This window comes from Micromonospora sp. NPDC049101 (genome assembly GCF_040648675.1).
Classification (GTDB): Bacteria; Actinomycetota; Actinomycetes; order Mycobacteriales; family Micromonosporaceae; genus Micromonospora.
The window spans coordinates 31,377-45,806 of sequence record NZ_JBEZED010000031.1; the positions used below are offsets into that span (position 1 = coordinate 31,377).

General features: G+C 72.8%; 11 protein-coding genes. 5 read left to right on the top strand and 6 right to left on the bottom strand.

Translation table 11 applies throughout. From position 1 onward, the window contains the following. The first annotated feature begins 177 nt into the window (after window positions 1–177). The gene (gene mutM, locus AB0B57_RS30985) at window positions 178–1,035 is read left to right on the top strand and encodes a bifunctional DNA-formamidopyrimidine glycosylase/DNA-(apurinic or apyrimidinic site) lyase (protein ID WP_357077782.1); all 858 of its coding nucleotides are present in this window, start codon (window positions 178–180) and stop codon (window positions 1,033–1,035) included. A gap of 222 nt (window positions 1,036–1,257) precedes the next feature. Next, on the top strand, window positions 1,258–3,477 hold the full coding sequence (locus AB0B57_RS30990) for an MMPL family transporter (protein ID WP_357077785.1): 2,220 nt from the start codon (window positions 1,258–1,260) through the stop codon (window positions 3,475–3,477). 174 nt (window positions 3,478–3,651) lie between these two features. Here AB0B57_RS30990 and AB0B57_RS30995 read toward each other — a convergent pair whose 3' ends face one another. Both AB0B57_RS30995 and AB0B57_RS31000 read right to left on the bottom strand, forming a co-directional pair. Beyond that, on the bottom strand, window positions 3,652–4,494 hold the full coding sequence (locus AB0B57_RS30995; protein WP_357077788.1) for an endo alpha-1,4 polygalactosaminidase: 843 nt from the start codon (window positions 4,492–4,494) through the stop codon (window positions 3,652–3,654). Window positions 4,495–4,613: 119 nt separating this feature from the next. Next, window positions 4,614–5,903: a CAP domain-containing protein gene (locus AB0B57_RS31000; RefSeq protein WP_357077791.1), complete on the bottom strand. Its 1,290-nt coding sequence runs from the start codon at window positions 5,901–5,903 to the stop codon at window positions 4,614–4,616. A gap of 373 nt (window positions 5,904–6,276) precedes the next feature. Between AB0B57_RS31000 and AB0B57_RS31005 the strand changes: the two genes are divergently transcribed. The 3 genes from AB0B57_RS31005 (at window position 6,277) to AB0B57_RS31015 (ending at window position 11,042) form a co-directional block, all read left to right on the top strand. Continuing rightward, window positions 6,277–6,471, top strand: coding sequence for a hypothetical protein (locus AB0B57_RS31005; protein ID WP_030487463.1), 195 nt, complete (start codon window positions 6,277–6,279; stop codon window positions 6,469–6,471). A 336-nt stretch (window positions 6,472–6,807) separates the two neighbouring features. Further along, window positions 6,808–10,422: a chromosome segregation protein SMC gene (gene smc, locus AB0B57_RS31010; RefSeq protein WP_357077794.1), complete on the top strand. Its 3,615-nt coding sequence runs from the start codon at window positions 6,808–6,810 to the stop codon at window positions 10,420–10,422. Then, entirely contained in the window at window positions 10,422–11,042 is a 621-nt protein-coding gene (locus AB0B57_RS31015; RefSeq protein ID WP_357077797.1) for an HAD-IA family hydrolase, read from the top strand. Before smc ends, AB0B57_RS31015 begins: the two co-directional genes overlap by 1 nt. Window positions 11,043–11,049: 7 nt before the next feature. On the opposite strand, the gene AB0B57_RS31020 is transcribed toward AB0B57_RS31015, so the two are convergent. The 4 genes from AB0B57_RS31020 to AB0B57_RS31035 are packed head-to-tail and all read right to left on the bottom strand — an operon-like array spanning window position 11,050 to window position 14,328. Beyond that, entirely contained in the window at window positions 11,050–11,571 is a 522-nt protein-coding gene (locus AB0B57_RS31020; protein ID WP_357077800.1) for a DinB family protein, read from the bottom strand. A 60-nt stretch (window positions 11,572–11,631) separates the two neighbouring features. Continuing rightward, complete coding sequence (locus AB0B57_RS31025; RefSeq protein WP_357077803.1) at window positions 11,632–12,162, bottom strand: DinB family protein; 531 nt, start codon at window positions 12,160–12,162, stop codon at window positions 11,632–11,634. Between the two features lie 42 nt (window positions 12,163–12,204). Further along, entirely contained in the window at window positions 12,205–12,699 is a 495-nt protein-coding gene (locus AB0B57_RS31030) for a universal stress protein (protein WP_357077805.1), read from the bottom strand. Between the two features lie 9 nt (window positions 12,700–12,708). After that, on the bottom strand, window positions 12,709–14,328 hold the full coding sequence (locus AB0B57_RS31035) for an MDR family MFS transporter (protein ID WP_357077808.1): 1,620 nt from the start codon (window positions 14,326–14,328) through the stop codon (window positions 12,709–12,711). Window positions 14,329–14,430: the final 102 nt, after the last annotated feature.

Consider the following 14,430-nt stretch of genomic DNA (forward strand, 5'->3'; position numbering starts at 1 on the left):
GGCAGGCCGGCGACGACGGCCGGGGGCAGCTGATCGACCCGGACGGCTCGACCGACCGGGACGAGCCGTTCGGGCCGCTGGAGCGCGCCGGGCGGGCGGCCGAGGCCGAGCAGGCCGACCACCTCGCGCAGGCACTGCCGGCCGGGGGTGCCGACGGCCACGAGACGGGGTCACGACGTGCCTGAGCTGCCCGAGGTGGAGACCGTCCGGCAGGGGCTGGCCCAGTGGGTCATCGGCCGTCGGATCGCCTCCGTCGAGGTCCGCCACCCGCGCGCCGTACGCCGGCACGTCCCTGGTGGCGTGCACTTCGCCGACGTCCTCGCCGGACGGACCGTGCTGGACGCGCGCCGTCGCGGCAAGTACCTGTGGTTGCCGCTGGACAGCGGCGACGCGATCATCGGGCACCTCGGGATGTCCGGTCAGCTGCTGCTCCAGCCATCCGGCACCGCGGACGAGGCCCACCTGCGGGTCCGGTTCCGGTTCGCCGACGACGGCCCGGAGCTGCGCTTCGTCGACCAGCGCACGTTCGGCGGGCTCGCGGTCAGCGAGGGCGGCGCCGACCTGCCCGACGAGATCGCGCACATCGCCCGCGACCCGATGGACCCGGAGTTCTCCGACGCGGGGTTCGTCGCCGCGCTGCGCCGCCGGCACACCGAGGTGAAGCGGGCCCTGCTCGACCAGACCCTGATCTCCGGGGTGGGCAACATCTACGCCGACGAGGCGCTGTGGCGCGCCGGGCTGCACGGCGGCCGCCCCACCGACGCGCTGACCGGCCCCGCCGCGCAGCGCCTGCTCGGCCACGTCCGCGACGTGCTCGCCGAGGCGATCCGGCAGGGCGGCACCAGCTTCGACGCCCTCTACGTCAACGTCAACGGCGAGAGCGGCTACTTCGACCGGGCACTGAACGCCTACGGTCGCGAGGGCGAGCCCTGCCGGCGGTGTGGAACGCCGATCCGCCGCGAGGCGTTCATGAACCGATCCTCGTACAGTTGCCCGCGCTGTCAGCCACGGCCCCGGGGTTCCCTTCGGGGATGACCCGGAGTCGAGTCCGGGTCGGCACCGGCGGGTCGCGGCCGGACGCTCCGGGCTGCACCCCGGCGTACGCCCGAATCGCGGGTTGATGCCCGTCCGGCGGGCCCGGCGCCCCCGGTGTACCGGTTCCGGGGCGAACCGGGGCCGTTCCCCGATGTGACCGCCTCGTCACGCACCTAACGTCAGCACCGTTGACAGGGGGTTGACGTGACAGGGGGACCCGAGATGGGGAGAAGACCGGTGACGGTGCGGCTGGCGCGGTGGAGCGCCGAGCACCCGTGGCGGGCGATCGCACTGTGGGTCGTGTTCGTGGCGGTGTGCTTCGTCGGCGGCAGCGCCGCCGGGCTCAACGAGGCCACCAGCGCCGACCAGGCGATCGGCGAGGCGGGGCGGGCCAGCCTGATCGTGGACGCCGGTGACTTCGACGATCCGGCCGTGGACAACGTGCTCATCACCTCGCGGGGCGGTGCGCTGGACCAGACGGCGGCGAAGGCGGCGGCCGACGACGCGGCGGCCCGGCTGCGCACGGTCACCGGGGTCGCCGAGGTGGGGCAGCCGGTCACCGCCCGGGACGGCTCGGCGCTGCTGCTGCCGATCACCATGTCCGGCGACCCGGAGACCGCCTCGGATCGGGTGCAGCCGCTGCGCGACGTCACCGCGTCCGTGCAGAGCGCGCACCCGCAGCTGCGTGTCGAGCAGGTCGGCGGGCCGTCGATCGGCCAGGCGCTCGACGACACCCTGGGCAAGGACTTCAAGCGTGCCGAGCTGCTCAGCCTGCCGGTCACCCTGGCCATCCTGATCATCGCGTTCGGCGCGTTGATCGCGGCCAGCGTCCCGGTGCTGCTGGCGCTCTCCTCGGTCGCCGCCGCGATGGGCCTGTCCACGCTCGCCTCGCACCTGGTGCCGGCCACCGACACCACGTCACCGGTGATCCTGCTGATCGGTATGGCGGTGGGGGTCGACTACTCGCTGTTCTACATCCGCCGCGAGCGGGAGGAACGGGCCAAGGGCCGCTCCGGCCTGGACGCGGTGGAGATCGCCGCGGAGACCTCCGGGCACGCCGTGGTGGTCTCCGGTGTCGCCGTGATCATCGCGATGGCCGGGCTGCTGCTCGCCGGCGACGTGGTCTTCTCGTCCCTGGCCGTCGGCTCGATCCTGGTGGTCGCCGTCGCCGTGACCGGTTCGCTGACCGTGCTGCCCGCCCTGCTGGCCAGGCTCGGCCGCTGGGTCGACCGGCCCCGGGTGCCGCTGCTCTGGCGGCTGACCGCCCCGCGCACCAACCGTCACGGCGAGCCGCGCAAGCCCCGGCTCTGGCCGGCGGTGCTCCGGCCGGCGCTGCGCGCACCGGTGGTGACGCTCGTCATCTCGGTCGGCCTGCTGCTCGCGTTGGCCGCACCTGCGCTCGGCATGAAGCTGAAGTTCCCCGGCATGGAGGACCTGCCGCGTACCACCCCGGCCATGCAGGCGTACGACCGGCTCACCGCCGCGTTCCCCAGCACCGGCACCAACCACGTGGTGGCCGTCAAGGCACCGGCCGAGCAGGCCGACCGGGTCCGCGCCGCCCTCACCGACCTCGCCGGCAGGGCCTCCGGCGATGCGCTGTTCGCCCCGGCCGAGGCGGACGGCCCCAAGATCGAGGTGTCGGCCGACCGGCGGGTGTCGGTGCTCGACGTCGCCACCCCGTACGCCAGCCGCGACGACCGCTCGGTGCAGTCGCTGGAGAAGCTGCGCGAAGACCTCGTCCCGGCCGAGCTGCGGGGCATCCCCGGCATCGAGTACGCGGTCGGCGGCAGCGTGGCCGACAGCGAGGACTACGCCCAGCACGTCCGGGACAAGTTGCCGCTGGTGATGGGCTTCGTGCTGGTGCTCACCTTCCTGGTCATGGTGCTGACCTTCCGGTCGGTGGTGGTCGCGGCCAGCTCGATCGTGCTGAACCTGCTCTCCGCCGGTGCCGCGTACGGGCTGCTGGTGCTCATCTTCCAGGGCGAGTGGGCCGAGGGCCTGCTCGGCTTCACCTCGATGGGCGCGATCGTGTCCTGGCTGCCGCTGTTCCTCTTCGTGGTGCTCTTCGGCCTCTCGATGGACTACCACGTCTTCGTGGTCAGTCGGATCCGGGAGGGAGTCCGGGCCGGCATGCCCAACCGGGACGCCGTGTCGTACGGGATCACCTCCTCGGCCGGCGTGGTGACCAGCGCCGCGATCGTGATGGTCGGCGTGTTCTCGATCTTCGCCACGTTGAGCACGATCGACATGAAGCAGCTCGGCATCGGCCTGGCGGCGGCGATCCTGTTGGACGCCACGATCATCCGGGGAGTGGTGCTGCCAGCGTTGATGACCATGCTCGGCGACGCCAACTGGTGGGCCCCGCGTTTCCTGCGCCCGCGCCCCGCACCCGCGCCGGCCGATCCGCCGGCGACCACCCCGGAACTGGTGCCGGTCCCCTAACCGCTCCACCCGCCCCACCCGTCGCCCTCGCCGCTTGATCAACTCGGTTTCACGGATGTCGCGGTATCCCAGGCCGTTCGATACCGCGACATCCTGAAAGTCGAGTCGATCAAGCGGCGAGGGCGGGTGGGGTGTGGCCCAGGACGCGACCGTGGCCGCCGGGGCGCAGCCCGGTCAGGGGAGGGGGCAGGCTTCTCGCCACGCGTCCAGGTCGCGGTCCTTGCGGATCGAGGCGAAGCCGTAGCCGACGGTGGTGACACAGAAGTCGTCGGTCGAGGCGGCGTACTCCACGTGGAAGACCGGCTTGCCCGCGTCGGCGAACGGCAGCAGTTTGGCGCACTGGGCCAGCCGGACACACTCCTCGTTGACCGCGAAGTCGAAGTCCGGGGCCAGTGCGGCGAGCTGCGGCACGTCGTTGACCAGCCCGGGGGAGAGGCTCAGCGAGCGGGCCAGCTCGGCGAGTCGGCGGTTGAACAGCAGTTGGTCGTCGAAGTCGAGCGGAAAGCCGGTGCGGGACGCGTACCCGTCGGCGTCGGCGAGCGCGACCGCCCCGAAGCCCTTGCCCCGGCACAGCCGGAACCGGTCGGCCAGCACCGGCTTCAGCGCGTCCCAGCTTCGGACGTCCAGCCAACGGCTGTCGGGTCGGCGGGCGGGCCCGCCCCGCACGGCGTCCGGGAGCCGGCTGGCGTCCGGGTCGGTGGAGCGGACCGAGCCGACGTGCACCTGGCAGATCAGCCGGCGGTCCCGGTTACGCAGCTCGGCGGTCTGCGCGGCGGTGGTGTCCACCGGGTCGAGCAGGAAGACGTCCGCTTCCACCGCCGGGTCGAGCGGGCCGCTGAGCTGCCACTGCCACTGCCACTGGCGGGCCTGCTCGGCCGGCCACCGGGTGGGCGCGCCGGGTGGGGTCAGCTCGGTCCGACATCCGTACGCCGGCACCACCAGGACCAGCGCGACACCGACCGACAGGACGCGGCGCAGTGGGCGAACGGCGACGCGTCGCCGCGGCCGGATCCGCATCGGCAACTCCCGGGTCCCGGACGGCCCCGTCGCCGCCCTTCCCGGTACGCCGCCCCCCACGCTCTGGCCCGGCGTACCTCACCGGGTCAAACGAGCGCGGGGGCGCGAACGACGCGCGGTCAGCGCGGCGCCGCGAAGACCTGCGTCCAGTACGGCCCGTTGCTGCTGGCGATGCCGACGCCGATCTCGGTGAACGCGCAGTTCAGGATGTTGGCCCGGTGACCGGAGCTGTTCATCCAGGCGTCCATCACCGCGGCCGGGGTCTGCTGGTTCCAGGCCACGTTCTCGCCGTACGTGCGCCAGGCGTAGCCGACCCGGTCCAGCCGGACGCCGGCGTTGCTGCCGTCGCTGCCGGTGTGCGACATGTTCTTGTGGTCGGCCTGGTCCTGGCTGTGCTTCTGGGCGGCGGTCATCAGCTTGTCGTTGATGCTCAGCGCCCCGCAGCCGGCCTTGGCCCGCTCGGCGTTGACCAGGTCCACCACCTCGCGGGCCTGGGCGCTGACCGTGCCGCTGGACCCGCTCGAACCGTTGGAGCCGTTGCTCGTGCTCGGCGCGCTGGTGCGCGCCGCGCCACGCCGCGACGCGGCGGTGGTACGCGACGACTCCGGGGTGGGCTTGACGGTCTTGCTCGGCGACGGGCTCGGCCGGGTCGGGCTGGGCGTGCTGCTCGGGGACGGCGCGGCGAGGGTGTCGAGGGTCGCCTGCTCGGTCGGCGCCGCCGACGCGGCGAACGTGTCGTCGACGGCCGTCGGCCGGCTGGCCCCGTCGTCACCGCCGGGCAGTCCGAGCGCACCGACGCCGAAACTCACCACGAGGGTGGCCGCCGCGGCCGCGCCACCGATCATCAGCGGCCGTCGCCAGCGGCGGGGGGAGCGGTGTCGCCCCTCGCCGGGCCGACCGACACCGTCGGGCCGGTCGCCGCTCGTCTCCGGGTCGGCGTCGGGCCGCCAGCCACCGGTCGTCTCCGGGTCGGCGTCGGTGTGCCAGCCACCGGCGGCCGCCCCGGCGGGACTGCCGGCCGGCCAGCTACCGGCGGCCGGCGAAGCGGTGCCGCTGGCCTGCCAGCTCCCGGGGGCCGCCGCAGCGGGGCGGCTGGCCTCCCACCCACCGGTGGCCGGCGAAGCGGGGCTGCTGGCGTGCCAGCCCTCGGTCGGCTCGTGCTCCGGGCGGTGGGCCGGCCAGGCGGCGGTGTGGTCGTCGGCCGGTGCTGTGGGGGTCTGCGGGCCCGACTGCCAGCCGGTGGGCGGCTGCTCCCGGTCCCACTCGGCGTCGGACTGGTCGGGTTCGTCACCGAACAGGTAGGCCGAGCGGGGCTCCGGGCGGTCGTGCAGCCAGGTCGGCTCGTCGGTCGGCCGCTCGGCGCGCCGGGGGGCGCCGTTCGGGTCCATCGGGTCGGTCCAGCCGTACACGCCTATGCCTCCACGGGTCGGTTGCGGGCCGGGGTGACGCTACGGCGCGCCCGCGACCTGCGGCAACGTGGCTAAGGAAGAGTTAAGGGGAACTCGGACGTCAGGGTGCGGAATTCCGTGGATCCGGGCGTACAGTAAAGGGGTCCGGACAGAGAGTGTCCGTGCCATTGCGGCAGCCCCCCGACAAGTGGACAGGTCGACGTAGAGATGATCTACGGCCTGCGAGAACTTGACGAAGGAGGGGTTTGCGGCTCAATATATAGGTGTCGCCAGCCGCGCCCGGTCATGCCCAGATACAGCCTGGAATGACAGCCGCGTGCAAAATGGGCGCGCGTTGGCCGGCCTTTCCGGCAGCGCATATCAAGGAGTCAGCATGGCGAAGGCCCTCTACGGCCACGTAGGTGCAGCGCCCGACCGGCGTCTGCTCGACGAGGTCACCAGGTTGCGTTCCAGGGTTCAGGCACTGGAGTTCGAGATCACGCGTCTGCGTGCCGACAATGATCGGCTCGCGGCGGCTGCGGCGGAGGCGGACGATCTGCTCCGTCTGGCCGAGCCAGCGCTGACCTGATCTTCGTGTCGAAAAACTGAATCGCACTCTCGCAAAATGCGCGCCGACACCTGTGTGCCGGCGCGCAACACTGTGCGGATCCTTTCGGTGCCGACGATTTATGATCTTGTGGTCGGTCGCGCCCTTACCGTGCCCTCGGTATCCGAATAGCGCGCCGATCGATAAGCCGATCATGAACGGCCCTCGTCCCTGTCGTGACCGCCAGAACAACAGCGCGCACGCGGCCCCGGGGTGGGTCGCGTGCCGGCCCGGTCCCACCACCGGGTTAGTCTGCGAGTTCACCCAGGTCCCCACAGCCGGCGACGGTACGGCGGCCACCGGACGAGGATCGAGAAGGTGTATCTCAAGAGCCTGACGGTGAAGGGGTTCAAATCCTTCGCCTCCGCCACGACGTTGAAGCTGGAGCCCGGGATCACCTGCGTGGTGGGCCCGAACGGCTCCGGCAAGTCCAACGTCGTCGACGCCATCGCCTGGGTCCTCGGCGAGCAGGGCGCCAAGGCGCTGCGCGGCGGCAAGATGGAGGACGTCATCTTCGCCGGCACCGCCGGCCGGGCGCCGCTGGGCCGTGCCGAGGTCACCCTCACCATCGACAACACCGACGGCGCGCTGCCGATCGAGTACACCGAGGTCTCCATCACCCGCCGGATGTTCCGCTCCGGCGAGAGCGAGTACGAGATCAACGGCAACACCTGCCGGCTGCTCGACATCCAGGAGCTGCTGTCCGACTCCGGCATCGGCCGGGAGATGCACATCATCGTCGGGCAGGGCCGACTCGACGGCATGCTGCACGCCAAGCCGGAGGACCGCCGCTCGTTCATCGAGGAGGCGGCCGGCGTCCTCAAGCACCGCAAGCGCAAGGAAAAGGCCCTGCGCAAGCTCGACGCGATGCAGACCAACCTCAACCGCCTCACCGACCTCACCGCCGAGCTGCGCCGCCAGCTCAAGCCACTGGGTCGGCAGGCCGAGGTGGCCCGCCGCGCCGCCGCCATCCAGGCCAATCTGCGTGACGCCCGGCTGCGCCTGCTCGCCGACGACCTGGCCACCCTGCGCACCACCCTGGACCGGGAGATCGCCGACGAGACCGCGCTGCGGGAGCGGCGTGAGCAGATCGAGGGTGAGCACGCCGAGGTGCAGGGCCGGCTCGGCGAGCTGGAGGCCGCCCTCGCCCAGGACGCTCCGCTGCTCGCCGCCGCCCAGGACACCTGGTACAAGCTGTCCGCCCTGCAGGAACGCTTCCGCTCGATCGAGCAGTTGGCCCGGGAACGGCTGCGGCACCTCAGCGCCAGCGGCGACGACGAGCGCCCCGGCCGCGATCCGGACCAACTGGAGGCCGAGGCGGAACGCGTCCGCGAGCAGGAGGAGGAGCTGCGCGCGGCGCTCACCGACGACCAGATCCGGCTGGCCGAGGCGGTCGAGCACCGCCAGGAGCTGGAACGGCAGCTCGCCGGTGCCGAGCGGGAGCTGGTCGCCGCGGCCAAGGCCATCGCCGACCGGCGGGAGGGGATGGCCCGGCTCACCGGCCAGGTCAACTCGGCCCGAGCCCGGACCACGAGCGCCGGCGAGGAGATCGAACGCCTCGCCGTCGCGCACGCCGACGCGATGGGCCGCGCCGAGCAGGCGCAGGCCGACCTGGACGCGGTGGCCGCCCAGTCCACCGAGGCCGACCGGGACAACGCGGACCTGGACGCCCGGCACGCCGAGGCGGTCGCCGTGCAGGAGCGGGCACAGGCCACCGTGCGATCGCTCGCCGACGCCGAGCGGACGGCCGAGAAGGACGCCGCCACCTGGAAGGCCCGGGAGGAGGCGCTCGCCCTGGGTCTGCGGCGCAAGGACGGCGCCGGGGCGCTGCTCGCCCGCGCCGACGACGTGCCGGGCCTGCTCGGCAGCCTCGCCGGGCTGCTCACCGTCGCGCCGGGCCACGAGGCCGCGCTGGCCGCCGCGCTCGGCGGTCTCGCCGACGCGGTCGCCGTCACCGGGGTGGACGAGGCCGTCGAGGCGATGCGGCTGTTGAAGATCTCCGACGCCGGCCGGGCCGGTCTGCTCGTCGGCAGCCCGGCGGGGCCCGGCATGACCGGCTCCGCCGACGCGCTGCGCCCGAAGCTGCCCGACGCGGCCAGGTGGGCCCCCGACCTGGTGGAGTGCGGCGAGGAGCTGCGCCCGGCGGTGCACCGGGCACTGCGCGACGTGGCGCTCGTGGACGATCTCGCCGCCGCGGCCGACCTGGTCGCCAGCAACCCGGAGCTGCGGGCGGTCACCCCGGACGGTGACGTGGTCGGGGCGTACGCGGCGGCCGGTGGGTCGGCCAAGGCCGCCAGCTACATCGAGGTGCAGGCGGCCGTCGAGGAGGCGCGCGGCAATCGGCTCGCCGCCGAGCGCGGTGGCGCGGAGCTGCGGGACCAACTCGTCGAGGCGCGCGCCGAGGTGGCCGCCGCCAAGGAGGCCGTGCAGCACGCCGCCGCCGAGAAGCGCGAGGCGGAGAGCCACCGCAACGCCGCCGCCCGCCGGTTGGCCGAGCTGGGCGCGGCGGCCCGGTCCGCCAAGGCGGAGACCGACCGTCTCGGTGAGTCCCGCGCCCGCGCCGAGGCCGCCCGACAGCGGGACCTCACCACGCTCGCCGAGTTGGAGGAGCGGCTGCGACTGGCCGAGGAGACCCCGGTCGACGCCGAGCCGTCCGCCGAGGAGCGCGACCAGCTCGCCGCCATGGTGCCGCAGGCACGGCAGAACGAGATGGAGGTCCGGCTCGCGGTGCGTACCGCCGAGGAGCGGGTCTCCTCGATCGCCGGCCGGGCCGACTCGCTGACCCGGCAGGCCACCGCGGAGCGGGCCGCCCGGGAACGCGCCGCGGCCCGGCGGGCCGCGCGTACCCGGGGCGCGGGCATCGCCCGGGCCGTCGCCGGTGGCGCCCGGGAGGCGCTCACCCGGCTCACCACCTCGATCGCGACGGCCGAGGAGCACCGCGACGCGGTCGCCCGGGAACGCGCCGCGCGCGAGGCGGAGCTTCAGGAGGTACGCGGGGCGGCCAAGCGGCTCGGCGCGGAGCTGGAGCGGCTGACCAGCCAGGTGCACCGCGACGAGGTGGCCCGCGCGGAGCAGCGGCTGCGCATCGAGCAGTTGGAGGCGAAGGCCGCCGAGGACTTCGGGTTGGACGTGGAGACGCTTGTCGCCGAGTACGGCCCGGCGCAGCCCGTCCCGCCGACCCCCGTCGACGTCGCGGCGGCCGAGCGCGACGGGCTGCCGGTGCCCGAGCCGGTGCGCTACGAGCGGCCGGTGCAGGAGAAGCGGGCCGCCAAGGCGGAACGCGAGTTGGCGCTGCTCGGCAAGGTCAACCCGCTCGCGCTGGAGGAGTTCGCCGCGCTGGAGGAGCGCTTCAAGTTCCTCTCCGAGCAGTTGGAAGATCTCAAGGCCACCCGGCGGGACCTGCTCACCGTGGTCAAGGACGTGGACGAGCGGATCCTGGAGGTCTTCGCCAGCGCCTTCGCCGACACCGCCCGGGAGTTCGAGCAGGTGTTCACCGTGCTCTTCCCCGGCGGCGAGGGCCGGCTGATCCTCACCGAACCGGACGACCTGCTCACCACCGGCGTCGAGGTGGAGGCCCGCCCGCCGGGCAAGAAGATCAAGCGGCTGTCGCTGCTCTCCGGTGGCGAGCGGTCGCTGACCGCGGTGGCCATGCTGGTGGCGATCTTCCGCGCCCGACCCAGCCCGTTCTACATCATGGACGAGGTGGAGGCGGCCCTGGACGACGTGAACCTGGGCCGGCTGATCACCCTGCTGGCACAGTTGCGGGAGAAGAGTCAGCTGATCGTCATCACGCACCAGAAGCGGACGATGGAGATCGCCGACGCCCTCTACGGAGTGACCATGCGCAGCGGGGTCACCCAGGTGATCAGCCAACGGCTCAACCGGGCCGACGAGGACGACAGGCGGCACGGCCGCGGCGAGGAGAACGGGTAGTGGCTCGGGAACGCGCGACGGCGCTCCTGCTGGACTTCGACGGCGTACTGCGCCGGTGGGACCCGGCGGTGGCCGCCGTTGTCGAGCGGGAGTACGGCCTCTCCGAGGGGGTGCTCGGTGAGATCGCCATGCAGTGGGGGCGGCTCCAGCCGGTGCTCACCGGCCAGGTCAGCCACGCCGAGTGGATGAGCAGCGTGGCGGACGCCCTGACCGAATCGGTGGGCAGCCCGGAACGGGCCCGCGCCGCCGTCGAGCAGTGGCAGGGCTATCGGGGCGAGGTCGACCAGGAGGTGCTGGCGTTCGTCCGGGAGGTCCGCGCGGCGGGCGTCCGGGTCGGGCTGGGCACCAACGCCACCGACCTGCTCGACGCCGACCTGGCCGCGCTCGGCCTGGTCGACGAGCTGGACGTGGTGGTCAACTCGTCCGCGATCGGCGTGCACAAGCCCGCCCCGGAATACTTCCAGGCGGCCTGCGTCGCGCTGGCCACCCCGCCGGCCCGGGTCCTCTTCGTCGACGACGAGGACTGGGCCGTGCGGGGCGCCCGCTCCGCCGGGCTGTCGGCGCACCGGTGGGGCGGCCACGCCGACCTGCGCTACCTGCGGGCGGCCCTGGACTACTGAGCGCCTGTCACTCGCCGGTGACGCCGTCGATGCGTTCCCGGATCAGGTCGGCGTGGCCGTTGTGCCGGGCGTACTCCTCGATCATGTGTACGTACACCCAGCGCAGGTTGAAGGTGCGTTTCTTCGCGCCGACCTCGACGAACGTCTCATCGAGCGGGTGGCCGGCGGCGGCCTCGCGGGCCAGCGCCACCTCCCGGTGGAAGGTGGCGAAGTCGGTCTCGGCGTCGGCGTCGCTGACGTCGTGGTCGGCGTCCGGATTCTCCGCGGTGAAGTACGGGTAGTCGACCGGCTCGCCGGCGAAGTTCTCCCGGAACCACCAGGCCTCGACCTCGGCCAGGTGCCGGACCAGACCGAGCAGCGTCAGCCCGGACGGCTCCACGCTCGGCGTGCGCAACTGCTCCTCGGTCAGGCCGGCGCACTTGAGCAGGAGGGTCTGCCGGTGGTAGTCGAGCCAGCCGTCGAGCATGGTGCGCTCGTCGCCGACGTACGGTTCGGGGGTCCGGGTGATCTCCGGCGCGATCCAGGTCATGCCGCGCATCCTGCCCGGCGCCCCGGACAGATTGCGAAGGATTATTACGGCATCAGCGGGTCAGTCCCCGGTGACGCCGTCGATGCGTTCCCGGATGAGGTCGGCGTGGCCGTTGTGCCGGGCGTACTCCTCGATCATGTGCACGTACACCCAGCGCAGGTTGAAGGTGGGGGTGCCGTCCCTGCGGGTCAGCGTGAACGTCTCGTCCAGTGACCGGCCGGCGGTCGCCGCCCGGGCCGCGTCGACCTCGGCGCGGAATGCGGCGAAGGCGGCCTCCGGGTCGGCGTCGGCCGCGGCGTGGAAGTCGGCGTCGTTGTCGGTGTCGAAGTCGTAGAGGTCGGGCAGGTCCTGGCCGGCGAAACGCTGGCGGAACCAGGAACGCTCGACCTCGGTCATGTGCAGGACCAACCCGAGCAGGCTCAGGCCGGACGGCTCGACACTCGCCGTGCGCAGCTGCTCGGCGGTCAGGCCGGTGCACTTGTGCAGCAGGGTGTCGCGGTGGTAGTCGAGCCAGCCCTCCAGCATGGTGCGCTCGTCACCGACGAGGGGCTCGTGGGTGCGATCGATCTCCGGTGCGTTCCATGTCGTCATCGGGCCATCCTGGGGCTCGGGTACGACAGTCGCGACAGGGTTTCAGGGCACCACGACGACGGGCCAGCGGCCGGTGCGGACCAGCCGGGTGGCGACCGAGCCGACCAGCCGGTGGCCGGCCTGCTCGGACGCCCCGACCACCACCATGTCGGCCTGGAACTCGTCGGCCGCCGCGCACAACTCGCCGTACGCGTCGCCGCGCCGGGACAGGAACGTCACCGGAATGCCCCACTGCTCGGCGCCCCGCCGGCACTCGCGGCGCAGCTCGTCGGCCACCTCGTCCTGGGAACGCTGGACCGCGCTGGCGTCCATCCCGGGCACCAGGGAGGTGAACCCGCTCGCCGCGCTGACGAAGACCACCACCAGGGCGGCGCCCTGCCGGCGGGCCAGCCCGGCCGCGTAGGCACCGGCCCGCTCGGAGGTGCGGGTGCCGTCCACGCCCACCATGATCACCCGCGGGCCGTCGGTGCCGCGTTCGAAGGGCAGCGGGCGGCTCCGGGGGCCGTACTCCTCGCGATCCGGTGCTCCCACGCTCATCGTGCTACCTCACCTCTGCTCGCCGGTGCGGACCACGGCTGCGCCAGCGCTGGCGGCGACTGTCGATTCCCGCTCGACCTCGTCGGAAACCGGGTTGCCGTTGTGCTGCCGCAGCGGCACCTCCCTGATGAAGCTCACCGCGATCAGGGCGATCAGCGCGAAGGGGGCGGCGGCCAGGAAGATGTCGCCGGCGCCGTGGCCGTACGCGCTCTCCACCACCGCCCGCAGCGGGCCGGGCAGGGTGTGCACGTCGGGCAGGGTGCCGCCGCCGCCCGAGCTGGACGCGGGGATGCCGAGCTGGGCCAGCCCGTCGGCGGTGTAGTCCTTGACCTTGTGGGCGAGCACCGCGCCGAGCGCGGAGACGCCGATCGCGCCGCCCAGGCTGCGGAAGAACGCCACCACCGAGCTGGCCGCGCCGAGCTCGTGTGGGCCGACGGTGTTCTGCACGGCGAGGACGAGGTTCTGCATGGTCAGGCCCAGCCCGACACCGATCAGCGCCATGTACACGCTGAGCAGCGTGAAGCTGGTGTCCGCGCGGAGTGTGCCCATCAGCGCGAAGCCGACGGTGAGCAGCGCGGAGCCGATCACCAGGAACCGCTTCCACCGACCGGTCCGGGTGATGATCCGCCCGCCCACGGTGGAGGCGACAAGCAGGCCGAGGATCATCGGCAGGGTCATCAGGCCGGACATGGTCGGGCTCTGCCCGCGGCTGATCTGGAAGTACTGGCCCAGGAAGATCGACGCGCCGAACATGCCCACGCCGACCGCGATGCTGGCGATGACGGCGAGGGTGATGGTGCGGTTGCGGAACAGCCGCGGTGGGATCATCGGCTCGGCGGCTCGGGTCTCCACCCGGATGGCGAGGGCGCCGAGGACCAGGGCGCCGAGCACCATGGCGGCGGTCTGCCAGGAGGCCCAGGCGAACTGGTCACCGGCGAGGGAGACCCAGATCAGCAGCACGGAGACGGCCGCGGTGATCAGGGTGGCGCCCCACCAGTCGATCTGCGCCTTCCGCTTGACCACCGGCAGGTGCAGGGTCTTCTGGAGCATGATCAGCGCCACGACGGCGAACGGCACGCCGACGTAGAAGCACCAGCGCCAGCCGAGCCAGGAGGTGTCGACGATCACGCCGCCGATCAGCGGGCCGCCGATGGTGCCGACGGCCATCACGGCGCCGAGGTAGCCGCTGTAGCGACCACGCTCACGAGGCGCGATCATCGTGGCCATGATCACCTGGGCCAGCGCGGTGAGGCCGCCGGCGCCGACGCCCTGGAGCACCCGGCAGGCGATCAGCTCTCCGGTGCCCTGCGCGAGACCGGCCAGCACCGAGCCCAGCACGTAGATCAGCAGGGCGATCTGGACCAGGGTCTTCTTACTGGTCAGGTCGGCCATCTTGCCCCAGATCGGGGTGGTCGCGGTGGTCGCGAGCAGGGCCGAGGTGACGACCCAGGTGTACGCGGACTGGCCGCCGTGCAGTTCGGTGATGATCCGCGGCAGCGCGTTCGAGATGACCGTGGAGGAGAGGATCGCGACGAACAGGCCCAGCAGCAGGCCGGAGAGCGCCTCCAGGATCTGCCGGTGGGTCATGGTCACGGCGGTCGCCTGGGGAGGCGCTGTCGCCTGGCTCATCGTTGGTGCCTCCGAGCGGAGTCGAGGTGGAACGGCGGCGGGCTGATACGCACGGGCCGCCTGGGAGTTGCCTGAAGCAACCGTATGCCTTGGTTGCCTGAA